We start from the raw sequence: 26,533 nt of genomic DNA, 5'->3' as shown, positions 1-26,533 counted from the left end.
CACTACCCTGTTTTAAAGTCGAATATGGGGTTGTTCATGTGTTGTCTCCTATTTGGAATAGTTTAGGGGATTGACACAGATTTTTGAACACTACCGGTATTTCTTGCTTTGATCCATGTTTTCAGGCATGAAAAGATTTCCCGCAATATTCATTTTATACTGGTTTGGGAATGTAACCTTTTGGATAGTTACCTTATCGCTTTTGTAAAAATTATCGGCATCAGCCGGTTTTTCGGTAACAGCCGCGAATGCGGTACTACTCATGCCCAAAATAGCACTGACTGCAAGGGTTGCAAACATCGTTTTCATTTTTTCCTGCTCCTTTTCGGTATAAACTCTTTATGATTTTACTGATTTACTCTTCATTTTCTTTACCAAAGCACACCTGTTTTATTTTGAAACAGAAAGTGTTACGGATACATCATTGTGTCCAAGTGCTTTTTTTAACTCGTCTGAGGTAACGTTATCTATCTTGCCTATCCTCGTAAAATTCCATGAGTTGGATGCGTAGTAAATACACAATTGGTTACCTTGATACAGGATTAAGTCTCCTGCTGTTGTGGTGATTTGTTCGTTATTGGTTGGCAGGTCTCTCCCCAATGCACCAACTTTTTCAAAGCCACCGTAGTCCCGCATTTGGATTGTCAGCGGTTTTTCAGACAACAATTCTATTAAAGCCGCAGCAGAAGAATTTTTTGTCATGGTTGCGGTGAATTGATTGCTGCCGATAGTGATGATTAACTTCGGTGCTTCAGCCGTTTCTGTTTGGCTTGTGCTGCCTTGTTTGATCTCGGACAATACTGCCGACTCAATCGGTTTTGGTATTACCGAATTTTCTACAGAGGCTGATTTGACAGCCCCAGAGCTTTCCACACCATTGCAAGCGGCAAGCGTGGGCAGCAACGCGGACACTAAGAACATTGCCAAATCTATTTTCATCATTGATAAGCCTCATTGTTTCGGGTTGCCTCTTGATATTCCTCGCCCGTTACTGCGTCATGCCAAATAGCCGCGCTCATTGACATACTGAGTACTGCCCGCATTCGGCATAAGCATATTGACAAACACCGCCCTCATGAATATTGTTGGTGAGGTTTTTTTGCCTTTCGCGAAAATTGCATGAGCCATAAAATATCCTCTGGAAAGGATATTGACTTAGCATCAGGTCAATGTAACCATATCGTATTGCTTGGAGTTAACTCTAAGTCAATGGATTTTTTCAAATTTCTCAACATTTTTTGGAAGGGTTCTGAAAATGACAATAGCGGAAGTTTGCAGACGATTTGGTATGACAGCGGACACGCTTCGCTACTATGAGAAAACAGGGCTGATCCCCAAGCCAACCAGAACAAACGGAGGAATTCGCAATTATTCGGAATACGATTGCGGATGGATAGCATTCATTAAATGTATGCGCTCTGCCGGAGTACAAGTGGAATCGCTTGTGGCGTATGTTCGTCTTTTCGAGCAAGGCGATGGCACGCTGAATGAAAGAAAACAGATACTGATACATGAGCGCAACCGCATATCAGCAAAAATCACGGAGATGCAAGAAACGCTTGATAGGCTGAATGGCAAAATAGAAAATTATGAACAGCACATCATTCCTGCAGAAGATCTATTGAAAGATACTGATTAAAAAATAGGGCTAAACAACCAAACGGAATCTTTGTCGTTTCAATATGAAAGCACATTGCGGGCGTTATCGTGGTTTTTGCAGGAATTACCGAATTTAGCGGTGTTTTTGCAGCAAAGAGCGGTTTAAAGAAACACAAGAGTATTGTATGGAACAATGAAACAGCAGGGAAACATCTCTGTCTGCGGTGTGCTTGTGCATTATTTTTAAAATCAACAAAATATATTTTGAGTATTTAGGGCATGGCAATTTTTGCAGCAACAAAAAAACTGACATCAACGGCAACCGATTATAATTGGGTGAAGCTGGGTGTTACCGATACATCAAATAAGCTTCAGTCGTACGCCAATAAAAGTTTGTCTGTAAGAAGAATCATACCCAAAGAAAGTTTTGATAATCTTGAAAATTATCTCTTTATTGAACGGCTGGTTGATTTTATTTGTGCCGAAAAAATACCCATAGCAGATGCTGTTTATTCCATTGGCTTGAATTTGCTGAAAGAACATCATGTTTCACCAAAAAATATTCATCAAATCAAAGCAGAATATTCTTTTGAGAAAATAGATTGTTTATACAACAAAAAATACCCAAATGAGTTTGATTTATTGGGCATTGTTTATCAGAGCCTGATCACAGAGGGTGAAAAAAACAAAAGCGGTTCATACTACACCCCAAAAACTTTGGTTAAAGAGATTTTGCAAGGGATTGAATTTGATTCACAGACACAATTTTTAGATCCCGCTTGCGGCAGTTTAAATTTTTTATTAAGTATTGACGGCATTCAACCCGAACAAATTCATGGCGTAGATATTGATGCCATTGCTGTTATGATTGCTAAGTTTAAATATTATTTGAAATTTCCTGATACAACAGTTACACCGAAAATCTACCAAGCCAATTTTTTGGCAGAAAATAATTTATTTGATTCCACCGACACAGGCTGCCTGAAAAATATAATTAAAAATCAATTTGATTACATTATTACCAATCCACCGTGGGGCGCGCTTCAGTCTTTCGGGCATTATCCGAAAATTAAATCAGGAGAAACATTTTCTTATTTCTTGGTTAAAGCCTATGATTTTTTGAGAAAAAATGGGAATATGGTTTTTTTACTGCCCAAATCCATTTTAAATATCAGAATCCATGCCGATATTCGGAAATTTTTAATTGAACAAACCAATTTGAAAAAAATCAATGTACATACGGGCAGCTTCAGCGGGGTAATGACGGCTTATGTATCTTTGCTGGCATCAAAGCAAACAATAGCCCCCGTATTTGAAATAGCAGGTTCTGTCCATTCAAAAACCGCTGTCAATGCGCAAACCGATTATTTAATCAGCATGGTTTCCGAACAAGACAGCGATATTTTGAAAAAAATAGAAAATAAAGGCGAACACACACTGGCAGACAGTGTGTGGGCATTGGGGGTCGTAACAGGGAACAATAAAGAAAAATTATTAAACCAGCCTTTATTTGGCAGTGAACCGATTTATACCGGCAAAGAAATTCAGCCATATGTTTTAAAAAAACCAATTAAATTTATTGTTTATGACCGCAGTCAATTTCAACAAGTGGCAAAAGAGGAAATTTACCGTGCTCCTGAAAAATTGGCGTATAAATTTATTTCCAAAAAACTGCAATTTGCTTATGATAATACCCAAAGCCTGTTTTTGAATAGTGCCAATATTTTGATTCCAAACGTGCCGACTTTGTCCATTAAATCGGTAATGGCTTTTTTAAATTCTGAATTATTTCAATATTGGTATTTGAAAAAATTTGATGACATCAAAATTTTAAAAGGCAATTTATTGCAATTGTATTTTCCCGTGCTTTCTCAAGAGCAAGACCATGTTTTATCTGTGCTGACGGAATTATCTGATAGAATAAATAAAGTGAATGAATTTATTTATCATTTTTATCAAATCAGTGGAACAGAGCAAGAATATATTAAAGAGGTATTGTGGGAAAGTTAAGTAGAATACTAAAGCAAAAAATAAGTAGGTTAGAAATTTAATATTATTTACTATTGGCTGATTGCTTTAAAGTATTAGGCTTACGAAAACAACAGGTTGTCTGAAATAGGAAAATTAAATGGCTTACCGTATTGCTTATAAAAGGTAATAATATAGGAAAAGGGCAATTATTGATTACTGCCGATAATATCAGGTTTTTTGATATTTATCGTACTCAACCAGCGGATTTATTAGCGAAAACTATGGAAAAGAGTAAAATGTAGTTTACCTGAAATTGATTCAGGCTACCTGAAGCTAAAAAGAAAAATACTCTACTGAATAGAGAAGATATTGTTGGTGACGGTGAGGAACATTTGCTATTCTCCTTGATATTATTTTGAAGACTGTGACTATGAAACTTTCAAAACCTTTCCTCAAATGGGCAGGCGGTAAGCATAAGCTTACGCCGTTTATTCACGCCCATTTGCCGCAACGTCGCCCGCGCAGGTTGATAGAACCGTTTGCAGGTTCTGCCGCTTTGAGTTTAGCCTTGGATTTTGAGGCATATTTGTTGAATGATACCAACAGCGATTTAATCCAACTTTACAAGGTATTAAAAGAACAGAAACAAACGTTTATTGATTACGCACAGTCGTTTTTTTCAGGCAACCTGAACAATGAAACCACGTTTTACGATTTGCGCGGTCAGTTTAACCAAGAAAAAGACGCAGTAACCAAATCGGCGTTGTTTATTTATCTTAACCGCCATGCGTTTAACGGCTTGTGCCGTTACAACAGCAAGGGCGAGTTTAATGTGCCGTTTGGGCGCTACGTTGCTCCATACTTCCCCGCTACGGAAATGGCGGCGTTTGTTGCCAAGTCAGATCGCATCAGCTTAATGAACGAAGATTTTCAGGCAGTCTTTACATTGAGTGGTGCAGATGATGTGCTGTATTGCGATCCGCCCTATGTACCGCTCAGCAAAACCGCTTCATTCACCGCTTACGCCAAAACTGCATTTGGTGAACATCAACAAAAAACTTTGGCAAGTCGTTCGGAAGAACTATTGCAACAGGATATTCCTGTACTGATTTCCAATCACGATATACCGTTTACGCGAAGAACAGTGCATTAGCCAATATGAATTTATTTTTCAATCAGAATTTAGCCAAGGACTATCAGTCATCACAACAAAAAATACGAGTGATGACTGAAGCGTGGCTGGCTGAAAATGCGTATTGTGTAAATTGTGCTACTCATCCGATTAAGAAAGTTGAGAATAATCAACCTGTAAAAGATTTTTATTGTCCGCACTGCCATGAACAATTTGAACTGAAAAGTAAAAACAGCAAACAAATCGGCAAAGTTATCAGCGACGGCGCATATCGCACCATGTTAGACAGAATTCAAGCACTTGATAACCCTAATTTTTTATTTTTAAGTTATCAAAAAAGTGATTATTCGGTTCATCAGCTCATTCTTATTCCCAAGCACTTTTTCAGTCCTGAAATGATTATTCGGCGCAAACCATTGTCGCCAACCGCCAGACGTGCAGGCTGGGAGGGGTGCAATATTGATTTACGTTTTGTGCCGATGAGTGGCAGAATCGCGCTGATTGACCGACAACAAATCATACCGCCCGAACAGGTTTATCAGCAATGGCAAAAAAACTTGTTTTTACGGAATGAGAAAGTACAATCCAGAGGTTGGTTAATGGCAATTATGACGTGTATCGACAGATTGGTTGAAAACGAATTCAGCTTGCAGCAAATGTATGCGTTTGAAGCAGAATTACAACAATTATTTCCGAATAATCTGCATGTTAAAGACAAAATTCGGCAACAATTGCAATTTTTACGTGACCGTAATATGATCGAATTCATTGGGCGCGGACGGTATCGGAAACGCTAAGATTTTAATATTAAAAGAATATTCTGTTTTCCATGTGAAAATTAACAACGACTATTTATTAAAGTATTATTTATTAAAGTATAAAGAAATCATGTGTGAGAAAAAAGTAATCAATAAATCAACAAGTGAGTTACTGGAATTAGTCAAAGACCCAAAAATTGATAGTATGGAAGCCGCTTTGTGTAATCATGGTTTAAGTGCAACCCATTTTTTGAAGTATCACCAAGAATGGCTTTATGATACAGGCATTGATGATGAAGAAATTCGCTGTAAACCAAAAGATTTTTTTAATAAATACCCAACATCTTGGTGGCGAATTGATCAAGTGATTTTTAAAAATGCAAATAAATAATGGGACATGACAACCAAACAAGGTAAAAAAGATGGGATATGACTCTTTTTCAGACATTTTAATGCCTTGTTTGGTTGTCATGTCCCTATTATTTTAATAAAGACTATTTAGATAGCCTTCATTCTATTGATCTGTTTTTATTGAGGGTGGCTGAACGGCAGACAGCAAGCTGTTATCAAAAACAAAAAACCGAAAGATAAATGATGATAAAAGCGATAAAAAACAATCTCAGCACAATGGCTATCGGTATTGTGTTGTTTGTGTTGGTGGTTTGTTTTTTCAGAGATATTTATCCAAACGGCTTTTCTATTCCTGTTTCTTTAACAGGCATGGTGGCGTTGCCGAGTATGCTGATTGCTTTATTAGTGCCGCTGTCAATTATGATTTTGGAGCAAACACCCAAAGAACACGGTTATTTCTCTTGGGAACGGCATGTGATTATTCAGTTTGTGGCAAAAATGCCGCATTTCTTTATCGCAGTGCTGGTGATTGGGATAATTTGTATTTTTAAACGCGATGAGCCTGAGTTGGTTTTGTTTTCACAGAAACAGAGTGCATGGCAAGATGTGTTTGCTGTTGTGGCTATATTTGCTTATATTGCTTCCATTGCAGCGATTTCTCGAACTTTAATACGGCTGTATTTTTGGTTTACATCAGTGATGGAGCATGGCAGGAAAAGCCAATATCGGGAAAAAATTATTCGTGAATATATCGCATCTTTAACATCTGATGATGATATTCTTGCATTTTGGGATATCACATGGGCAGAGATTAAACCAAGCGACCCTGATCAAGCATTTTTTATGGAGTTGTTTTTAGAGTGTGCTGATATATTAAATGAAAAAGATAATGAAAATAAAAAAAATGCAGAAATATTATATTGTCTTGAAAATAATAAAGAAGAAACTGATTATTACTATTTATTTTGGGGAGTAATAGATGATCCTATTAAAAGATTTAATGAAGATGCTTCCGTGATAAAATCTATTTCTGATGTTGTATCATCCATACAATATCTTGAGAACATATTGCCAATATGTGAGAAAAAACCAGAAAACCACCCAGCCTTATCTTTAATGAAGTCATTTTTTAAATATATAAAAAAACAAGAAGAAATATATCTTTATTTATGGAAGTTGTTTGAAACAAATAACCAGAAAATAAATCTAAAAAATTATCAAGTAATTTCAATAATTTTAAAATTTTCTTTACAGCGAGTTTCAGATATTCCTAAGTATATACTGGATGCTCCTGAATCTGTATTGAATATTTCTGAATCGGTTAAAAGAAATAACAATTATATAAAAATAGAATTTGTAGATAAAATGCTAAAAAAATTATTGGAAATAACACTTAATGATTTTAATACTGAATTTAATTATGCGAGCGTTAGGGATAATGTTGATTTTCAAGATAATGTTGATTTTGTAAATTCCAAAAATGATTTAAAGAATAATATTATTCCTAATTATGGTACATTTCTGTATATTATAATAAATCCTGTTTTAAAAGAATATTACCCTAAAGGGCAAGAATATATCGTTTCATTTTTATTTAATGAATTTTCAAGAATTTATGATAATAAAGAAGACTTAATTAAAAAAGATTATATTATTCATATTATTCATATTTTATATTACTCAAATAAAAAAAGACCTAATTTTACAACAAATATCAATTTCAAAAGTTTCCCTAATACGAATACCATAAGAAATATTTGGATTAACTCATACTGCAATTGGTTTAAAAATGATTTAATAGAATTTATTCGTCTTTCTAACCCTAACAAAAATAAGATATATCCTGAATTATCTAGGCGTAATCCGGATTTTCCCAATAACAGAAAAGATCGTAATCCTATATCTCATTCATCTTATAGCAGACCTATCTTTGGAGATAGAGATAAATTTTTTGATATTTTCCATGATATATTTATATTTGAAAATTTCTTGAGTTCTAATATAGAAAATTCTATTATAAAGCATGTTTGTTATTATAGTATATACCGAGAATATTGTTTACCAAAATATAGTAAAAGTAATAAAATTAATAAAGAAGATATTAAATTATTATTAAAAATATTTAATATATTTCGCAATGAAGAATTTATTAATAATTGTGTAGAGAAAATGAAATATATTGAAAATGATGGAAATGAAATGAAAAAAATACAGAAAGATCCAAACAGGAATGAACGCTTTGAAAAATTAAAAGAATACCTATTATTAATACAAACCTATTTACAAGAAAACCCAGAAAAACCGTTATGACTCAACCACACTACGACGAATCCAGCGTTACCGTCCTTAAAGGACTTGACCCGGTTAAAGAACGGCCGGGCATGTACACGCGCACCGACAGCCCAACCCACATTATCCAAGAAGTCATTGACAACGCAGCCGATGAAGCCTTGGGTGGTTTTGCCAATCGCATTCATGTTTGCCTGAATCAAGACGGTTCAGTGTCGGTTTTTGATAACGGGCGCGGCATTCCGATTGGCATACACCCCACCGAACACGTGCCGGTGATTGAACTGGTGTTTACGCAGTTGCACGCCGGCGGCAAATTCAACAAAAAAAGCGGCGATTCCGCCTATGCTTTTTCAGGCGGTTTGCATGGTGTGGGTGTGTCGGTAACCAACGCGCTGTCGCAGCGGTTGGAAGTAACGGTAAAACGCGGCGGCAAAGTGTGGCGCATTGTGTTTGCCGACGGTGCGGTGATTGAGCCGCTGCAAGAAATCGGCACTTGCGCCGTGAAAGACAGCGGCACAGAAATCCGTGTTTACCCAAATCCGCGCTATTTTGAAAGCCCGAATTATCAATTGGGCGAATTGGAGCGGCTGCTGCGCGCCAAAGCGGTATTGCTGCCGGGTGTTACCGTTGAGCTAACCCGCTTCAATAAAGGCGACGACACGCCGCAGACACAGACTTGGCATTATCCCGATGGTTTGCGCGGCTACCTGAACGATTTACTTGTTAATGCACAAGAAGCCGTGCCGATTTTTGCCTGTGAGAATTACATCAGCGCGGGCAGTGAGGGTGATTTCAGCGCGGGCGAGGGTGCGGCATTTGCCTTAACGTGGCTGGAAGAAGGCAGCGTTGCCGGTGAAAGCTATGTGAATTTGATTCCCACACCTTTGGGCGGCACACACGAAGCGGGTTTGAAACAAGCAGTATTTAACGCCGTGGGCAATTTTATCAATCACCACAATCTGCTGCCGCGCGGCGTGAAGTTGCAATCAGACGATGTGTTTTCACGCACGGCGTTTGTGTTGTCGGTGCGGGTGTTGGACCCGCAGTTTCAAGGGCAAACCAAAGAAAAACTCACCAACCGCGATGCACTGAAATTGGTGGCGGCAGTGGCAAGCGATCCGCTGGAGTTGTGGCTGAACCAAAACAGCGACATCGGCAAAAAAATTGCCGAACTGGCGATTAAGCAGGCGCAGGCGCGTATGCGTTCGGTGAAAAAAATTGAAAAAAGGAAAGGCTCGGGGGTGGCGGTGCTGCCGGGCAAACTCACCGACTGCGAGAGTGAAGACACGCGCGAAAACGAATTGTTTTTGGTGGAGGGCGATTCGGCAGGCGGTTCGGCAAAACTGGCACGCGACAAAGCCACGCAAGCGATTTTGCCGCTGCGCGGCAAGGTGTTGAACAGTTTTGAAACCCACCGCGACCAATTATTCGGCAATGCCGAAATCCACGATATTGCCGTTGCCATTGGTGTTGATCCGCACGGCAAAGACGAAGAGCCTGATTTATCCGGTTTGCGCTACGGCAAAATCGCCATTTTGTCAGATGCCGATGTGGACGGTGCACACATTCAGGTATTGCTGCTCACTTTGTTTTTTAAACACTTTCCCAAATTGATTGAACGCGGCCATGTTTACGTGGCGCAACCGCCTTTATTTCGTGTTGATGTGAATGCACAAGGCAAAAATAAGCCTGCACGTAAATTCTACGCGCTTGACCAGCAAGAATTAGACGGTATTTTGGAGCGGCTCGCTAAAGAAGGCGTGCGCGATACGGCGCACAGCATCAGCCGGTTTAAAGGTTTGGGCGAAATGAATCCCGACCAGCTCAAAGACACCACCATGCACCCCGACACCCGCCGCTTGCTGCAAGCACAGATTCCCGATGCAGACATTGACGGCATTGAGCAGGTTTTTGTCAAACTGATGGGCAAAGGTGAGGCGGCAGCCCGACGCGCTTGGATGGAAGCGGAAGGCGATAAAGTAGAGGCAGATGTGTGAGTGCGGCATTTCCTGCTGAACGGTTTGCCCGCGCGGTGTCTGTTTGGCTTTATGCCATGCGTCCGCGCACTCTGCCCTTGTCGGCTGCCGGTATGGTGTGCGGCGGCATGATTGCGTGGCAGCAGCAGCATTTTCAGGCAGCCGTGTTTGTTTTGTCGCTGATTACCGCAATGTTGCTGCAAATTTTCAGCAATTTGGCAAACGATTACGGCGATTGGCAAAACGGTGCAGACAACAATCGCCGCAACCCGCCGCGGGTATTGGCTTCCGGCTGGCTGAATGAACGGCAAATGTGGCAAGGTTTGCTGGTGTGCGGTTTGTTGTGTGTATTCAGCGGCATCGGTTTGCTTATGATTGCCTTGCCGACACATCTTTCAGGCAGCCTGATTTTGTGGGCGGTGTGGCTGATGCTGGGCGGCAGTGCTTTATGGGCGGCGTGGCATTACACGGCGGGGCATCGCCCGTATGGCTATCGCGGATTGGGTGATTTGGCGGTTTGGTTGTTTTTTGGTTTACTGGCGGTGTCGGGCAGTGTGTATTTGCAGGGCGCATCATTAAATGCGCAAACATGGGTATTGGCAAACGGCATGGGTTTGTGGTGTGCCGCTGTTTTAAATATCAACAATATGCGCGATATAAACGGTGATTTGGCAGCGGGTAAACACACCATCGCCGCACGGCTGGGCTTACACAAAGCTGCTTTTATATACCACCCCGCATTGTTGGTTGGCGGCGCAGTGTGCTGGCTGTTTTGGCTTTGGCGCAGTTTATCTGCCGTAGCGGCGTTGATTGGTTTTGCGGTGTTATCAATTTGTGTGTTTTGGCTGAGCCGCCGGCTTTATTGTGCGGTGTGCAGTAGCGATGCCGCTGATTTCAATCCATTGCTGGCGGCAACCAGTTTGTTTATTTTGGGTTGGGTGTTGCTGGCGTGGGCGTGGGTGTTGTTGCTGGTGTAGCGGTTGTTAATGTGCGGGAAAAGATGATGGGGCTGATATATCAGGCTGCCTGAAAAATAGATGATTGCATCAGTGTTTTTTTGTTATTGTGAGCGAAGCATGATAATTTGGGTTGCCGCAAAATTGTGAGAAATACAGTTGTTCTGTTATGCCTATGATTTTAATAAAATTTTAATATTACTTTTGTGATAATTCGACCGAGATTTATCCATAATGCAATCACTGCAAGCGCTTTTTCAGGGCATATTAACCAGCGTGCGGGTGTCTTGATGTGGGCAGTCTGATTGCTGCTAATCGGTTTAGCAGCTCAATCGAAAGATTGGTATCCGACCCATAAAACTAAGGAGAGGCTGCGGCGGCTGCATTAAAAGCACCTAAATTCTGTTAGGTGCTTTCTTTGCTTTTAAACGGCATTTCGCCGATTTGTGTTCCTTTCTTAGTGATTCTGCTGAAAGCACTGACAACCGAATAGATCGTTCCTTCTTCGGTTTCTTGTCGTTCCAAAACCACCGTGCCAACCAAAGAATAAACCACCATAGGGCGGTGAAACCCTGAAGCAGCCGAAAATTCGCTGAATATTTTGGCTCTGTTGTTTAAAACATTTCAATATACGCAACAACATTAAGTTGTGCTGTTCTAAATCTTTAGTATGTTCCGCCAAAATATGGGCAACACCAAAGCCTCGATTGGCTCTTTTGTGTTCACCCTGTTTCAGAACAATTTTTCCTGTCGGAAAATCTGTTCTGTATCGTTCATGCAAGCGTGGAAACAGCCCAACTTCTTTGACAATTTTGTTTTTGTTTTCACGATGACGGCACAATAAAATCTTGAAAAATACGGCTTTTGGCTGTCATTGTTTTTTGTCTCTGAAAAACATCATCAAATTTTACACGCGCCGCCTGCGCAGCCGTCGTCTTGCCAATCGTGCTGAATATCGTCTGTGCCGTCACGGGTGTTTTGATAATACAGGGTTTTTACGCCGAATTTATAGGCAGTGAGCAGATCTTTGATGAGCTGCTTCATCGGCACACGTCCGTTGTCGAAGTGTTTCGGATCGTAATTGGTGTTGGCGGAAATGGACTGGTCAATAAATTTTTGCATGATGCCGACCAAGTGCAAATAGCCTTCGTTGCCGGGCATATCCCACAGCAATTCGTATTGGTTTTGCAAACGGCCAAACTCGGGGACAACTTGTTTCAAAATACCGTCTTTGGAGGCTTTCACCGAAACCAAACCGCGCGGCGGCTCAATGCCGTTGGTGGCGTTGGCGATTTGGCTGGACGTTTCCGAGGGCATCAGTGCGGTGAGGGTAGAATTGCGTAAGCCGTATTTTTTGATGTCGGCGCGCAGACCTTCCCAATCAAAATGCAAAGGTTCTTTGCAGATGTTATCCAAATCCTTTTTGTAGGTATCAATCGGCAAAATACCTTCGGCGTAGGTGGTTTCATTGAATTTCGGGCAAGCGCCGAATTCTTGTGCCAATTTCAGTGAGGCTTTGAGTAAATAATACTGAATGGCTTCAAAGGTGCGGTGGGTTAAGCTGTTGGCAGAGCCGTCGCTGTATTTCACGCCGTTTTTCGCCAGATAGTAAGCGTAGTTGATAACGCCGATGCCGAGTGTGCGGCGGTTCATGGTGGCGTTGTATGCGGCTTTAACGGGATAATCCTGATAATCCAGCAAAGCATCTAAGGCGCGTACTGCTAAATCAGACAATTCTTCCAATTCGCTCAAGTCATTTAATGCACCCAAATTAAACGCCGATAAGGTACACAGCGCGATTTCGCCGTTTTCATCATTGATGTCGTTTAACGGTTTGGTGGGCAAGGCGATTTCAAGACACAAATTGGACTGGCGCACCGGTGCCAGTTTTGGGTCAAACGGGCTGTGGGTGTTGCAGTGATCCACGTTTTGAATGTAAATCCGTCCTGTGCCGGCGCGCTCTTGCATCAGCAGGGAGAATAAATCAGCGGCAGAAACTTGGCGTTTGCGAATGTTTGGGTCATTTTCATAGATTTGGTACAGACGTTCAAATTCATCTTGATCGGCAAAAAACGCTTCGTATAAATCGGTAACGTCTGATGGTGAAAACAAGGTGATGCTGCCGCCTTTGATTAAGCGAGTGTAGAGCAAGCGGTTGATTTGCACGCCATAATCCAAGTGGCGAACACGGTTTTCTTCCACGCCGCGATTATTTCGCAATACCAGCAGGCTTTCTACCTCTAAGTGCCACAAGGGATAAAACAAGGTTGCCGCACCGCCGCGCACACCGCCTTGTGAGCAGGATTTAACGGCTGCCTGAAACATTTTGTAAAACGGGATACAGCCGGTGTGCTGTGCTTCTCCGCCGCGGATTTCGCTGCCCAAGGCGCGAATGCGTCCGGCGTTGATGCCGATGCCGGCGCGCTGCGATACGTATTTAACAATGGCAGACGTGGTGGCGTTGATGCTGTCGAGGCTATCGTCGCATTCAATCAATACGCAAGACGAAAATTGGCGCGTGGGCGTGCGTACACCCGACATAATCGGTGTGGGCAAAGAGATTTTAAACAGGCTGACGGCATCGTAGAATTTTTTCACATAGCCCAAGCGTGTGGCTTTTGGGTATTGCGCAAACAAGCACATGGCAACCAGCAGATACAAAAACTGCGGGCTTTCATAAATTTGATGGCTGACGCGGTTTTGCACCAAATATTTGCCCTCCAGCTGTTTTACGGCGGCATAAGAAAAATTCATGTCGCGGCTGTGGTCAATATATTGATTTAATTCATCAAATTCTTCTTTGTTGTAGTCTTGCAACAAATGGGCATCGTATTTGCCGAGCGACACCAATTTTTCAACGTGCGCGAGCAAATGCGGCGGTTCAAATTCACCATAGGCAATTTTGCGCAGATGATACATGGCAAGCCGCGCCGCCAAATATTGGTAATCGGGTGCGTCGGCAGAAATCAAATCAGCGGCGGATTTGATGATGGTTTCGTGAATATCGTGGGTTGAAATACCGTTGTAAAACTGAATGTGTGAGCTTAACTCCACCTGCGATACCGATACGTTTTCCAGCCCCTCCGCCGCCCAATCAATGACTCGGTGAATTTTGTCCAGATTGATGTTTTCCAAACGGCCATCGCGTTTGGTTACTTGCATGTTGGCAGTGGCATTCATGAGCGGCTTTCTTGACAGTAAATTGTTGTAATTAAATAAAAAATTAATTACTCACGTGGTGCGTTTATTTGAAAAACAGGGGAATTCTAACACTAAAAAATACACCAACCGATAATCTGTTGTTTCCATGTTGGTTTTAAATTTGGTTTAAAAAAAGAGAGAAAATGGGATTTTCAATCACAATAATCGGCAGAAAATAAGGCAACACATTTGTTTCAAAATGTATTGCCTTGTTTGCGGGTATTACCTGAAATAAGAATGCTAAATTTTTTGCAAACGGGCGATACGGTTATCCAAAGACGGGTGGGTGCTGAGTAAAGAATCTTTGGTGGTCTCACTTGCGATGCCCAATGCCAGCATTTCGGCAGGTAAATGACTGACACCGCCTTTTAAACGCTGCAAAGCGGCGATCATTTTCGGCGCGCCCACCAATTTTGCCGCGCCTGCGTCGGCACGGTATTCACGTTGCCGGCTGAACCACATCACAACAATGCTTGCCAAAAATCCGAATACAACTTGCAACACCATGCTTACCAAAAAATACATGCCGTTTGACACTTCACCGTTGGCATTGCGCGCTACTATGCCGGAAATCAAGCGCGATAAAAATACCACAAAAGTATTAACCACACCTTGAATGAGCGTAAGCGTTACCATGTCGCCATTACCTACGTGTGCCATTTCGTGTGCCAGCACGGCTTCCACTTCATCGCGGGTCATGTGATTTAATAATCCCGTGCTGACTGCCACCAATGAATTATTGCGGGTTGCGCCGGTAGCAAAAGCATTGGGTTCGGGGGACTGATAAATCGCCACTTCGGGCGTTTTCAGCTGCCATTGCCGCGCCAGATTTTGTACGGTATCGAGCAGCCACGCTTCTGCTTCGTTTTGCGGCTGTTCAATCACGTGTGCCCCGACCGACCGCTTCGCTATCCATTTGGACATCAGCAAAGAAATGATTGAACCGGCAAAGCCCACCACGGCAGAGAAAGCCAGCAAGCTCGCCATATTGCCGGGGTTGCCGCTGATGCCGAGCAAACTCAAAATGATGCTGATAACCAATAAAACCGCTAAATTGGTAACAATAAAAAGGAAAATACGTTTCATGTTTTTAATCCCGTTATTTATTTTTCTTGTTTGTTTACTTCATTGAGGCTGTCTGAAATATGTTGAAACAATAATGTATTAAAATAATAATGCGTTAAAACCATTTGGAGATAACGCTGATCATTATTGCAAATTTCCATTACAAGAATATAGCGTTAATACTGAAAATTTATGCAAATCCGCCCTTGCTGCTGCTTGGTTCTCACAGCGAAACACACTTGCAAAGAGGCTACTGTATCCGCAATAAAATTCAGCGGCAGACCGATGGGATTGAGACCATTCAGGCAGCCATTTTGCGCTGGAGTTCACTGCCGTTATCCATTACCATAATGCCGTTGAAACAATACCATAATATTCAAATAAAGGACGGCTGAACCATGACCACCATCAAACAAGAAGATTTTATTCAAAGCATTGCCGATGCGTTTCAGTTTATCAGTTACTATCACCCCGTTGATTATATTCAGGCTTTAACCCGTGCTTGGGAAAAAGAGGAAAACCCCGCTGCCAAAGATGCAATGGCGCAAATTTTGGTAAACAGCCGCATGTGTGCCGAAGGGCATCGCCCGATTTGTCAGGATACGGGCATTGCCACCGTGTTTTTAAAAGTGGGCATGAATGTGCGCTGGGACGCGCAAATGAGTGTGCAGGAAATGGTAAATGAAGGCGTGCGGCGCGCTTACCTCAATCCTGACAATAAATTGCGCGCCTCCGTGCTGGCAGACCCAGCGGGTAAACGCCAAAACACCAAAGACAATACTCCTGCCGTGGTACACATGGAAATTGTGGCGGGCGATAAAGTGGCGGTAACGTGTGCGGCAAAAGGCGGCGGTTCGGAAAATAAATCCAAGTTGGCAATGCTCAATCCTTCGGATTCCATAGTGGATTGGGTATTGAAAACCATTCCGACCATGGGGGCGGGCTGGTGTCCGCCGGGCATTTTGGGCATTGGCATCGGCGGCACACCCGAAAAAGCAGCATTATTGGCAAAAGAATCGCTGATGAGCCACGTTGATATTCAAGAATTGCAGGAAAAAGCCAAAACGGGCGCGGCATTAAACACCGTTGAAGCCTTGCGTTTGGAATTGTATGAAAAAGTAAACGCGCTGGGTATCGGTGCACAAGGTTTGGGCGGACTCACCACTGTTTTGGACGTGAAAATTCTGGATTACCCAACCCACGCCGCATCTAAACCCATTGCGATGATTCCCAATTGTGCGGCAACACGCCATGTGGAATTTGAGCTGGACGGCAATGGACCCGCCCAATTGCATGCCCCGAATTTGGCGGATTGGCCGGACATCAGCTATCACCCCGACAACGGCAAGCGCGTTAATTTAGATACTTTAACCAAAGCCGATATTGCCGATTGGAAAATGGGCGATGTGTTGTTATTAAGCGGCAAACTTTATACGGGGCGCGATGCGGCGCACAAACGCATGGTGGACATGCTCAATAAAGGTGAACCTTTGCCTGTGGATCTGACCAATAAAATGATTTATTACGTGGGTCCGGTTGATCCGGTGCGTGATGAGGCAGTGGGTCCCGCCGGTCCTACCACCGCGACGCGCATGGATAAATTCACCCGCCAAATGCTGGAACAGACAGGCTTATTGGGTATGATTGGCAAATCCGAGCGCGGTGCGGCAGCGTGTGAAGCAATTGCCGACAACCGCGCTGTGTACTTAATGGCAGTGGGCGGCGCGGCATATTTGGTGTCTAAAGCCATTAAAGAAGCGCGGGTGGTGGCATTTGCCGATTTGGGCATGGAAGCGATTTACGAATTTGAAGTCAAAGACATGCCGGTTACAGTGGCTGTGGACAACAAAGGGCAATCCATTCATGCCATTGCGCCGAAACAATGGCAAGCAAAAATCGGGATTATTCCGATTGTTGCGGAATAATCCGAAAGATGCTGTGAAGAGTGGTTTTTACCGTTAATTCAGCGTTGCTTGCTGAGAAAAGGCTGTCTGAAAAGGTTTTCAGGCAGCCTTTTTATAAGAAGCTGTTTAATATCTTTTGGAGCAATTTCTGCGGGCATACTTTGGTGCTTTTTTCGTTGTTCGTCCTTGTTTTAGAATCACTAAATTGCATTCTTTCAGCGAAAAAATCCGTCAAAATCTGTGCCAAATAAACCATGCCAAAAAATATTAACGAGAAATATTACACCGCTTCTATGTTTCTGCCATATTTAAGGCTGCCTGAATATCAACGGTAACAATGCGTGATACGCCTTTTTCCTGCATGGTAACGCCGACCAATTGTTCCGCCATTTCCATGGTTAAGCGATTGTGGGAGATGTATAAAAATTGGGTATGCGCCGACATTTCTTTTACCAATCGGCAAAAGCGTTCGGTGTTGGCATCGTCTAAGGGCGCATCAACTTCGTCAAGCAGACAAAACGGTGCGGGGTTCAGGCTGAAGAGGGCAAACACCAAACTCATGGCGGTAAGGGCTTTTTCGCCGCCCGAGAGCAAGTGAATGGTGCTGTTTTTCTTACCGGGCGGGCGCGCCATAATGGACACGCCGGCATGAAGCCAATCATCACCGACCAAATGCAAAGCCGCTTCACCACCGCCGAACAGGGTTGGGAAATAGCTTTGCACTTTGCTGTTTACTGCGTTAAACGTGGTTTGAAAACGATTTTGGGTTTCATTGTCAATTTGTGCAATGGCTTCTTGCAAAAGGGCAATGGCTGCCTGAATGTCGTCGGTTTGTTCCTGATAATAACGCTGCCTCGCCGCCGCTTCGTTCAGCTCTTCCAACGCCGCCAGATTCACCGCACCTAAGCCGTGAATGCGCTGATTGACGGCGGTGATGCGAAGATGCAGGCTGTCTGAATCGTGATTTTCAGCAGCGGTGATTGCTGCCAATTGTGCGGTATCCACGTGTTGATTGTGCAGCTGTTGGTAGAAACTTTTGGCAGTGAGCAATGCTTCTTGTTGGCGTAGCAGGGATTCTTGGGTGGCGGTTTGCTGCTGCGGCAACAAGGCTTCCAGACGCTGCCGCTGTTCGTAAGCATTTTGTGTGTGCTGCTGAATGGTGTGCAGATCGGTTTGTGCCGCATCGCTGGCTTCGTCTAATGCGTTGATTTCTGCGTTTAACTGCGCCAGAGATTCGGCTTGCTCGGCATCAATATTGCCGTCGTCATGTGCCAATGCCAATTCGGTTTGACGTGTTTGCCATTCTTCAGTCTGCTGTGTTAAATGGGCTTGTTTTTCTTGAATAATTTGTTGCCGCTGCCGCCATTTGTGTAATTCAATTTCGGCGGTGCTGTGTTGGCGGCGGGCTTCTTGCAAGGCAGTTTGAATGCGGCGTTCGGCTGTTTGTGCGGCATTGTGCTGTTGTTGATGATTGGTTTGCTGCTGCCGCTGCTCTTCTGTACGGCGCATAAGGGTTTCAACCGCTGCTGCCGCTTGTTGCTGTGTTTCCCGATACTGTGCTTCTTCTTCGGCGATGTGCTGCTGTTCGGTAAGAATATGACCGTGCCGCGCCGCGCCTTGCCGCTGCTGTGTTAATAATTCATCGGCGCGCATGCGGGCTGCCTGAAAATTTTGCTGCTGCTGTTTCAGGCGGCTGTGTAATTGATTGCGTTTGGCTGCGGCTTCGTCTATGGCGCGGCGGGCTTCTTCGCTGTTGCGGCGCAGCTGTGCCAGCGGTTCGGCAAGGTTTGCCAGCTCGGTTTCCAAGTGCTTGATTTGCTGCCGATACTGTAAAGGGTTTTGGCTGATGTTGTCGGCAAATAATTGCACGCTGATGCTGTCCACCCAATGGCCTTCCGGCGTAATCAATGCTTGCCGATCTGATAATTGTGCTTGCCGCGCCAGTGCATCGTTTAAACAATCGGCACAGAATACGCTGTTTAACCATTGGTTTAAGGCTGCCTGAAAATAGGGGGCGCATTGGATTTGTGCCAGCAGGGAATCGGCGGAGTATTGTTTTTCTGACGGTTGATGATGTACCCATGCGGCAGCACCTTGGGGCAAGGGGTGCGGCGGGGTAAAATCAGCCGCTGTTAAACGGGCGTGTAAACGTTTGCCCAGTGCGGCACTGACTGCATGCTGCCAGCGGGAATGCACGTGCAAGTGCTGCCATAATATGGGCGCATTTTTTTGGTCGGTGTTTTCCCAAAAGTCGGCAAGGGGGTTGTCGGCAGGTTGCAAGGCTTGCAGGGCGTATAATTGCGCTTCGATGGTGAGCCGCTGCTGCTCCGCCTGTTGTTGTGCTTGCGTTGCCGCTTGCCGTTGGGTTTGCCCCTCATTCCAAGCCGAATCACATTGCGCCAAAGCCTCTTCCAAGGCTTGGACTTCGGCTGCCAGTGTGTCGGCGGTTGTTTGTGCCGATTCTACTTCTGCGTTTTCAGGCAGCTTTAATGCGGCTAATTCTTGATACAGCCGTTCGGCGCGCTGCTGCAATTGTCTTAATGCGTTGGCGGCATGTTGTTGCTGCTGTTGGTTTACCGCCAGCTCGCGTTCGTTGTCGGCAAGTTGCTGCTGTTGCTGCCGTTGCTGGTGTTCAAGTTCGTGTGTTTGTTGTATTAGTGGTGGCAGCTGTGCTTCAAAATCGGCAATGTGTATTGCCCATTCTTCCCACGTCAATTGCTGCTCTTCGATGTTTACGGCGATGGTTTCTTGTTCATCTGCCAGCTGCTGTGCTTCTTGCTGCAAACGCTGACATTGCTGTGCGGCGTGCGCTTGTTCGCGCTCATAACGCTGCTGCCATTGGCGGCGGTGGCGGATTTGCTCTTCCAGCCGCGCCCACTGTTCACGCAATACGGCACGGCGGCTGCCCAAATCATGTACTTTTTGCTGCTGTGTTTGTTCTTGTTGCTGCCAATCGTGTTCGGTTTCACTCAAGGATTGGATTTGTGCCGCCAGTGTTGTTTGCGCTGCTTTATGCTGTTCATATTCCAGCGTTGCCGCATCGGCTTGGTTTAATGCTTGCTGCCATTGCACGTAGTCCAGCAGGTTTTGCCATTGTGCCAATTCGTTTTTTAAGGTTTGATACCGCTCGGCGGTTTTGGCTTGACGCTGTAGTTTTTCCGTTTGGCGGTCTAATTCACTTTGCAAATCTGCCAAACGCTGCAAGTGTTCGCAGCTGTCTTTCAGGCGGCTTTCGGTTTCGCGGCGGCGGTCTTTGTATTTGGACACGCCCGCCGCTTCTTCAATATAAGCACGCAATTCTTCCGGGCGCGCTTCGATAATGCGCGAAATCATGCCTTGTTCAATAACCGCATAGCCGCGTGCACCCACGCCCGTGCCTAAAAACAAATCAGTGATGTCGCGGCGGCGCACCACTTGATGATTAATGTAATACGATGATTCGCCTTGGCGGGTGAGCTGGCGTTTAATCGAAATTTCCGCATATTGCCCCCAAGAGCCGTTCACCATGTTTTGATCGTTGTTAAACACCAATTCCACATAAGCCCTTGGCGCGGCTTTGCGGGTTGCCGCACCGTTGAAAATCACGTCTTGCATACTCTCGCCGCGCAATTGCTTGGCAGAAGCCTCGCCCAACACCCAGCGCACGGCATCAATGACATTGCTTTTGCCGCAGCCGTTTGGCCCCACCACCGCCACCAGCTGCCCGGGAACAGCAATGGCAGTGGGGTCGGCAAAGGATTTGAAGCCTGCCAGTTTGATGTGGGTAAGACGCATGAGTGATTCAGAAACAGAAAAGGAGAGTAATAGTAATATTGTAGGCAGGTGTTGGGTTTAAATCCAGTTTTGAAAGGATTGATGCTTCGGTGTTTACGACCCAATCGTTTTAGCCTTAGACGGCGACGGTATTGAAACCGTTGGGCATGATAAACACGTTAGTGCATTGTTCGATCACAATAATGATGGTATCCGCACGGCGACAGGCTGGGTCAGTGCTGATGACGGTATTTTGGTGGTGGATAAAAACCAAGGCGGTATTATCAGCAACGGCAGTGAAATCTTTGGCGACAGCTATATTAAAGCCAACGGCGAAATTGCTGTGAATGGCTATGATGCTTTGGCTGAATTTGACAGCAATCAAGACGGTAAAATCACCGCAGAAGACGCGCGGTTCACCGAGCTTAAAATCTGGCGCGATTTAAATCAAGATGGTTTTGGTTCAGTCAATGAATTATTTTCATTAATAGATTTAGGCATTGCGGTTTTAAATTTGGATTATAAAAACACCAACACCCAATTAAAAGGCAATAACACCTTAGCGCAAACGGGCAGTTACGAAACTGCTGATGGTGAAACCCGATTAATGGGTGATGTGAATTTTTCGTTTAACGCTTTATACAGCCGTTATGCGGAGCACATTGAATTAACCGAGCAGCAACAGCAAACCGCGAATTTACAAGGCATGGGGCGCGTTCGTTATCTAAGTTTGGAAATTAATCAGGCTTCCTGAAAATATTATAACAGTATTTTCAGGAAGCCTGATTGTAACTTAAGTAACTATTTTAAATTTAAACAACTATTTAAATTTAAACAACTAAAATTTTTAACAAAGAACAAAAAATGATTTGTGATTTTTTGTTAATATGATAAGATAAAGCCAATAAATATTTTAACTATGTCTGATTGAGGATAAAAATTTAAATGAAGCTGAGTTTCGATGATCATGATGCTATTATAGCTATATCAATACCATTAATTGCTATTGTATATGTTATTGTTTTTGCTTTATTCTTTAAAACCCTCGATAAGGATAGTATGGAATTTATGAACAAGGCAGTCTTGTTAAATAGATGGATAGGTTATGCTGGTATGGCAATAGGAATTTCAGTTGGTCGCGTTAGAAACATGATTATTAAAAAAATAAAAATAAATAAACCTGAAAATTGGAATATTTATGAAAATATTTATATAAGATTAATGACTTATTTTATGTATACTTGTGCTTCTATTGGAATTGGCAGTTTTTTATGGGGATTTGCTCTCATAGGTGTATATACTAGAAATCTTCGTAGTAATTAATCAATTTATTATTTTAATTTAAAATAATTGAATACTTCATATCATGTAGAAAAATATTTTAAATTTCAATTGAATTAATAATAAGATATAGGTAATTTAAATATGTTAGTAATTAAAAATATGATTGCTAAGATTGGGATTAGTGGCTTTTTTGCATTAATGATTATTTCTATAGTAATTTTTTTTGTTGCTTTTGTATTGACCCGTGATGATGAAATTCCAAGAGTAGAGAGTGTACCTGATGGATTGGAATATGCTCTGCAAAGCGCAAGGAGTGCTGATTTTATCAGATTTTCTGTTAATGGAAAAACCTATAAATCATACTGTTACCGTTTAGAAGATAAACCCAGTCAATTATGTACAAGCAATAGAAACTCTTATAAAAATAAATATATTGGGAGTAATGTTCTATTTTTACGATTTTCTGGCAGCAGAAAATTTGTTGAAGGAATGATATTAAGTGGTGATTTTTTATTTGAAAACAAGATAAGTCAAATAAAAACAACAAAAGAGCAAATAACTGCTTATAAAAATAATAGAATGGGTTTAAAAATATTTGGAAAAATATTAGGTTTTTTTTCTGTACTTCAAATATTTTTTTCAGTAGTATGTTTGATTTTTTTAAATAAAAACAAATAAGTTCGTTAAATTATTTTTTAATTAAATAAGGATTTTATCATGTCAAGTAAATTAAACTTTCATCTTTATGTAAGTGGTAATATTAGTGTTGTTGGTGGCTGGACTGGTAATGGAGCTGGTTATCAAAGTGGAAATACATCTGGTACTTCTGCTATGGTTGGGTCGCTAGGAGTAACTACCAGTTGGTTGGGTAATATGGGGGAAGTAGGAGGTGTTCCACATAGTGCTTGGCTCAGTAAAACTGGATCATCACTAGGCATTCTTCAAGTAGGAATCAATCTTCACGAGAAAGGTTATGATGCTGGTGAGTTATCTATTGGCGATGCTTTATCAGTAGCAGCTTCTATTGCTGCTATGATACCCGGCGGGCAAGCAGTAGCTTTTGGTTTAACTATTGCAGGTGTAGGGTATGCCATTTACGAGGCTAAAAATGGTGCTGTAAAACTCAAAGATTTAATTCCTGAGAGTAAGGATCTAAATCCAGACAATAATGATGAACCTTCCTATCCGTATGATCCCGGCTGTTTTAGAGATTGGGAAAGTTTTAAAGACTGGCAAAATCTCAACCGCGACGGCAAATACCATATCTACGACCCGATTGTTTTGGATTTAGACGGCGACGGCATTGAAACCGTTGGGCATGATAAACACCTTGGTGCATTGTTTGACCACAACAACGACGGTATTCGTACTGCCACAGGCTGGGTCAGTGCTGATGACGGCATTTTGGTGGTGGATAAAAATCAAGACGGTATTATCAGCAACGGCAGTGAAATCTTCGGCGACAGTTATCGTAAAGCCAATGGCGAAACCGCTGTTAATGGTTATGATGCTTTATCCGAATTTGACAGCAATCAAGACGGTAATATCACTGCTGAAGACGCACGGTTTACCGAGCTTAAAATCTGGCGTGATTTAAATCAAGACGGATTTGGTTCATCAAATGAATTATTCTCTTTAACCGATTTGGGCGTTGCGGTTTTAAATTTGGATTACAAAAACACCAATACCCAATTAAAAGGCAATAATACCTTAGCGCAAACGGGTAGTTATGAAACCGCCGACGGCGAAACCCGATTAATGGGCGATGTGAATTTCTCATTTAATGCTTTATACAGCCGCTATGCAGAACACATTGAATTAACCGAGCAGCAACAGCAAACCGCGAATTTACAAAGCATGGGGTGCATTCGTGATTTCCGTTTGGCAATTAATAAGGCTGCCTGAAAATATTTGAAACAGTATTTTCAGGCAGCCTGATTGCAACTAAGGTGATTATTTTGAATAATAACAAATTATTTAATTAAGAGAAAATTATGAAAAATGCTAATATTCATTTAGTTTTAATTGCTGCCATACAGATTTTTATTATAACTTTTATTTTGCTTTTAGACAGTAAATATTTTTATTATTTTTACTGGATTACAGAATATGTTCCAAAAATTTTTCTTATCTATTCAGACCAGTTTCCTATTAAGGCAAAACTAGTAGGATCTTTTTTTTATTTTTCAATTATTCCTGTTTTTATTGCTAATTTAAGTGTTATTTTTTTATTTACTTCAAGAAAAAAAACATTATTTAAATTGATTAAGGTTTTTAAGAACCTTCCAAAAATTAAGTTTAGTTTGTACAGCTTTTTTTTATTTTTTATGTTTTTTAATTATATAAATAAAGCAAGTACCGACATAGATGTATGGACATCTAATATTTTGATTTTTTGGTTAATCAGTAATCTATTACAAATAGTATTTGGATTATACTTAATATTTGTATTCTTTTTTATTTTATCTTTCTTCTCTTCTATGATTAATTTTTATTTTAAAGGATAGTAACATGGCAAATTTTATATCAATGATCATAAACAGCAAATTTACAAAGCATGAGTGGATGTATTATCTAAGTTGGATAATTAATCAGGCTGCCTGAAAATATTAACAGTATTTTCAGGCAGCCTGATTATAACTCAAGTAACTATTTTAAATTTAAACAACTAAAATTTTTAACAAAGAACAAAAAATAATTTGTGATTTTTTGTTAATATGATAAAATAAAATCAATAAATATTTTAACTATTCCTGATTGAGGATAAAAGTTTAAATGAAGCTGAATTTTGAAGATCATGATTCTATCTTGGCTATATTATCACCACTAATTGCTATCATGTATGTTATTGTTTTTGCCTTATACTTTAACACCCTTGATAAGGATAATATGGAACTTATGCATATGGCAGTCTTATTAAATAGATGGATAGGCTATGCTGGTATGGCAATGGCGATTTTGATTGCTCGTATTCGGAATATAATTGTTAAAAAAATAAAAATAAATAAACCTGATAATTGGAATATTTATGAAAATATTTATATAAGATTGATGACATACTTTATGCTATTTTGTGGTTCTATTGGGATTGGCAGTTTCTTGTGGGGATTTGCTCTCATAGGAGTGTATACAGGACGTTTTCGTAGTAATTAATCAATTTATTCTTTAATTTAATTAAACAGAGGAGTATTAAAATGAACCCAAAATATGGCTATATCAAAGATGGTTTGAGCCTTTACCGTGATGTACAACAAATTGAAAAATATGTTCAAAACGGTGGGAATAATTTAGATGGGCTGAATACAGCTGTCATTTCACTACTAATCAAGCTGCCTGAAAATATTTACAGCAGTATTTTCAGGCAGCTTGATTGCAACTTAAGTAACTATTTTAAATTTAAACAACTAAAATTTTTAACAAAGAACAAAAAATAATTTGTGATTATTTGTAAATATGATAAGATAAAAATAGGTATTTGAATTATTTCAGCAGAAAAGGAATTTTTATGAAAATAGATCATGATATAGTGCAGGCAATGCTGTATGTACCTTGCATTATTTTGTATTCCGCAGTAGTTATTTATTTTTTAAAGGATATTGATAGAAATAACTTGGAGGCAATGCGTGAATTTATGGGATTGCATACTAAGATATGTCTTACTATTGGTGGATTTGGTATTATGATCGGGAAAACAAGAAATTGGTTGTATGATAAAATTAAGCCAAATAAACCAGATGATTGGGGTATGAATGATAGTATTATTTTAAGAGTAATGGGTTATATTTTTGCGATATTTTCATTTTTTCTTATTGCTGGTTTTGTTTGGATATTTACCTCTTTGGGTATAGGTTCAAAAATTCGATAATTAAGTTTCAATAATTATTTAAGTTAATTTTTTTTAGGAGTTTTATATGTCTTTTTCAAATGCAACTACTGGTAAGTTAAAAGATGCTTTGTCTTTATGTAATGATGCCAAGCAAATTAATAACTATGTTAAAAATGGTGGTACAAATTTAGATGGTTTAAGTACAACAGTTGCTGCTTTATCTATGGCAGCAACCGCTTCATCAATATTAGCAAGTGTTGCTAACGGAAAGGGAAATACATCTATAGGCATGCTCCTTGTTGCACATGCTTATGAACTCAATGCCGCAGTCGCTTCTGCTTCTGGAACTTTGGCATATGCCAATATCAAGGAAGGCAATTATGCCGATGCGGCAAGTAATTTGTTAGCCGGAGCCAGTGCGTTGGCGGGTATGGTAGAAATAGCACAAGCATCAAAGCCCGGCGT

The 26,533-nt window shown here is 41.5% G+C and carries 25 protein-coding genes; 18 read left to right on the top strand and 7 right to left on the bottom strand.

The window, feature by feature from the left end:
- Positions 1 to 90: 90 nt before the first annotated feature.
- From Q384_RS06620 to Q384_RS14285, 3 genes are all read right to left on the bottom strand, one after another.
- Complete coding sequence (locus Q384_RS06620) at positions 91 to 309, bottom strand: hypothetical protein (RefSeq protein ID WP_037586702.1); 219 nt, start codon at positions 307 to 309, stop codon at positions 91 to 93.
- 81 nt (positions 310 to 390) lie between these two features.
- Positions 391 to 939 carry a cyclophilin-like fold protein gene (locus Q384_RS13620; protein ID WP_037586711.1) on the bottom strand — a complete coding sequence of 183 codons (549 nt, stop codon included), beginning with the start codon at positions 937 to 939 and terminating at the stop codon, positions 391 to 393.
- Positions 940 to 996: 57 nt separating this feature from the next.
- Positions 997 to 1,128: a hypothetical protein gene (locus Q384_RS14285; protein ID WP_281174509.1), complete on the bottom strand. Its 132-nt coding sequence runs from the start codon at positions 1,126 to 1,128 to the stop codon at positions 997 to 999.
- 127 nt (positions 1,129 to 1,255) lie between these two features.
- Between Q384_RS14285 and Q384_RS06610 the strand changes: the two genes are divergently transcribed.
- The 8 genes from Q384_RS06610 (at position 1,256) to menA (ending at position 11,056) form a co-directional block, all read left to right on the top strand.
- A complete protein-coding gene (locus tag Q384_RS06610) occupies positions 1,256 to 1,639 on the top strand; it encodes a MerR family transcriptional regulator (protein WP_037586701.1) in 384 nt (127 codons plus the stop codon).
- Between the two features lie 239 nt (positions 1,640 to 1,878).
- Complete coding sequence (locus Q384_RS06605) at positions 1,879 to 3,609, top strand: N-6 DNA methylase family protein (protein ID WP_037586697.1); 1,731 nt, start codon at positions 1,879 to 1,881, stop codon at positions 3,607 to 3,609.
- A 391-nt stretch (positions 3,610 to 4,000) separates the two neighbouring features.
- Positions 4,001 to 4,723 carry a DNA adenine methylase gene (locus tag Q384_RS06600; protein ID WP_051940572.1) on the top strand — a complete coding sequence of 241 codons (723 nt, stop codon included), beginning with the start codon at positions 4,001 to 4,003 and terminating at the stop codon, positions 4,721 to 4,723.
- Between the two features lie 5 nt (positions 4,724 to 4,728).
- Positions 4,729 to 5,499 carry a DpnI domain-containing protein gene (locus Q384_RS06595; protein ID WP_037586695.1) on the top strand — a complete coding sequence of 257 codons (771 nt, stop codon included), beginning with the start codon at positions 4,729 to 4,731 and terminating at the stop codon, positions 5,497 to 5,499.
- Positions 5,471 to 5,851: a hypothetical protein gene (locus Q384_RS06590; protein ID WP_156956485.1), complete on the top strand. Its 381-nt coding sequence runs from the start codon at positions 5,471 to 5,473 to the stop codon at positions 5,849 to 5,851. The genes Q384_RS06595 and Q384_RS06590 overlap by 29 nt, the downstream gene beginning before the upstream one ends.
- Positions 5,852 to 6,051: 200 nt before the next feature.
- Positions 6,052 to 8,121 (top strand): hypothetical protein, encoded by a 2,070-nt coding sequence (locus tag Q384_RS06585; protein WP_037586692.1) that lies wholly within the window; start codon positions 6,052 to 6,054, stop codon positions 8,119 to 8,121.
- Positions 8,118 to 10,100 carry a DNA topoisomerase IV subunit B gene (locus Q384_RS06580; protein WP_037586691.1) on the top strand — a complete coding sequence of 661 codons (1,983 nt, stop codon included), beginning with the start codon at positions 8,118 to 8,120 and terminating at the stop codon, positions 10,098 to 10,100. The genes Q384_RS06585 and Q384_RS06580 overlap by 4 nt, the downstream gene beginning before the upstream one ends.
- A complete protein-coding gene (gene menA, locus Q384_RS06575; RefSeq protein ID WP_051940569.1) occupies positions 10,097 to 11,056 on the top strand; it encodes a 1,4-dihydroxy-2-naphthoate octaprenyltransferase in 960 nt (319 codons plus the stop codon). The genes Q384_RS06580 and menA overlap by 4 nt, the downstream gene beginning before the upstream one ends.
- Before the next feature lie 384 nt (positions 11,057 to 11,440).
- Here the strand turns inward: menA and Q384_RS13275 are convergent, their stop codons facing one another.
- The 3 genes from Q384_RS13275 to htpX all read right to left on the bottom strand — a co-directional run bounded on the left by Q384_RS13275 (position 11,441) and on the right by htpX (position 15,322).
- Positions 11,441 to 11,593 carry a hypothetical protein gene (locus Q384_RS13275; RefSeq protein ID WP_156956484.1) on the bottom strand — a complete coding sequence of 51 codons (153 nt, stop codon included), beginning with the start codon at positions 11,591 to 11,593 and terminating at the stop codon, positions 11,441 to 11,443.
- 342 nt (positions 11,594 to 11,935) lie between these two features.
- Positions 11,936 to 14,215, bottom strand: a complete 2,280-nt coding sequence (nrdA, locus tag Q384_RS06565) for a class 1a ribonucleoside-diphosphate reductase subunit alpha (protein ID WP_037586690.1) — start codon at positions 14,213 to 14,215, stop codon at positions 11,936 to 11,938.
- 261 nt (positions 14,216 to 14,476) lie between these two features.
- Positions 14,477 to 15,322, bottom strand: coding sequence for a protease HtpX (gene htpX / locus Q384_RS06560; protein ID WP_037586689.1), 846 nt, complete (start codon positions 15,320 to 15,322; stop codon positions 14,477 to 14,479).
- A 377-nt stretch (positions 15,323 to 15,699) separates the two neighbouring features.
- Between htpX and Q384_RS06550 the strand changes: the two genes are divergently transcribed.
- Complete coding sequence (locus Q384_RS06550) at positions 15,700 to 17,226, top strand: fumarate hydratase (protein ID WP_037586687.1); 1,527 nt, start codon at positions 15,700 to 15,702, stop codon at positions 17,224 to 17,226.
- 270 nt (positions 17,227 to 17,496) lie between these two features.
- Here Q384_RS06550 and smc read toward each other — a convergent pair whose 3' ends face one another.
- Positions 17,497 to 20,979, bottom strand: a complete 3,483-nt coding sequence (gene smc, locus Q384_RS06545; protein WP_037586685.1) for a chromosome segregation protein SMC — start codon at positions 20,977 to 20,979, stop codon at positions 17,497 to 17,499.
- Positions 20,980 to 21,145: 166 nt separating this feature from the next.
- Between smc and Q384_RS06540 the strand changes: the two genes are divergently transcribed.
- The 9 genes from Q384_RS06540 to Q384_RS06500 form a co-directional block, all read left to right on the top strand.
- The gene (locus tag Q384_RS06540; protein ID WP_051940567.1) at positions 21,146 to 21,712 is read left to right on the top strand and encodes a hypothetical protein; all 567 of its coding nucleotides are present in this window, start codon (positions 21,146 to 21,148) and stop codon (positions 21,710 to 21,712) included.
- 191 nt (positions 21,713 to 21,903) lie between these two features.
- On the top strand, positions 21,904 to 22,281 hold the full coding sequence (locus Q384_RS06535; protein ID WP_037586683.1) for a hypothetical protein: 378 nt from the start codon (positions 21,904 to 21,906) through the stop codon (positions 22,279 to 22,281).
- Positions 22,282 to 22,383: 102 nt separating this feature from the next.
- Positions 22,384 to 22,920: a hypothetical protein gene (locus Q384_RS06530; RefSeq protein ID WP_037586682.1), complete on the top strand. Its 537-nt coding sequence runs from the start codon at positions 22,384 to 22,386 to the stop codon at positions 22,918 to 22,920.
- 354 nt (positions 22,921 to 23,274) lie between these two features.
- Positions 23,275 to 24,147: a hypothetical protein gene (locus tag Q384_RS06525; RefSeq protein WP_051940565.1), complete on the top strand. Its 873-nt coding sequence runs from the start codon at positions 23,275 to 23,277 to the stop codon at positions 24,145 to 24,147.
- Between the two features lie 89 nt (positions 24,148 to 24,236).
- Positions 24,237 to 24,749, top strand: coding sequence for a hypothetical protein (locus tag Q384_RS06520; RefSeq protein ID WP_037586681.1), 513 nt, complete (start codon positions 24,237 to 24,239; stop codon positions 24,747 to 24,749).
- A gap of 268 nt (positions 24,750 to 25,017) precedes the next feature.
- Positions 25,018 to 25,395: a hypothetical protein gene (locus tag Q384_RS06515; protein ID WP_037586680.1), complete on the top strand. Its 378-nt coding sequence runs from the start codon at positions 25,018 to 25,020 to the stop codon at positions 25,393 to 25,395.
- 41 nt (positions 25,396 to 25,436) lie between these two features.
- Complete coding sequence (locus Q384_RS06510) at positions 25,437 to 25,676, top strand: hypothetical protein (protein ID WP_037586678.1); 240 nt, start codon at positions 25,437 to 25,439, stop codon at positions 25,674 to 25,676.
- Positions 25,677 to 25,747: 71 nt separating this feature from the next.
- Positions 25,748 to 26,107, top strand: a complete 360-nt coding sequence (locus tag Q384_RS06505) for a hypothetical protein (RefSeq protein ID WP_037586676.1) — start codon at positions 25,748 to 25,750, stop codon at positions 26,105 to 26,107.
- Positions 26,108 to 26,153: 46 nt separating this feature from the next.
- Positions 26,154 to 26,533 (top strand): hypothetical protein (locus Q384_RS06500; RefSeq protein ID WP_037586675.1); only part of this gene is annotated, 380 nt, incomplete at its 3' end.

Origin of the sequence: Stenoxybacter acetivorans DSM 19021, assembly GCF_000745895.1 — a bacterium.
GTDB lineage: Bacteria > Pseudomonadota > Gammaproteobacteria > Burkholderiales > Neisseriaceae > Stenoxybacter > Stenoxybacter acetivorans.
This window is presented reverse-complemented; position numbering and strand designations above follow the sequence as displayed.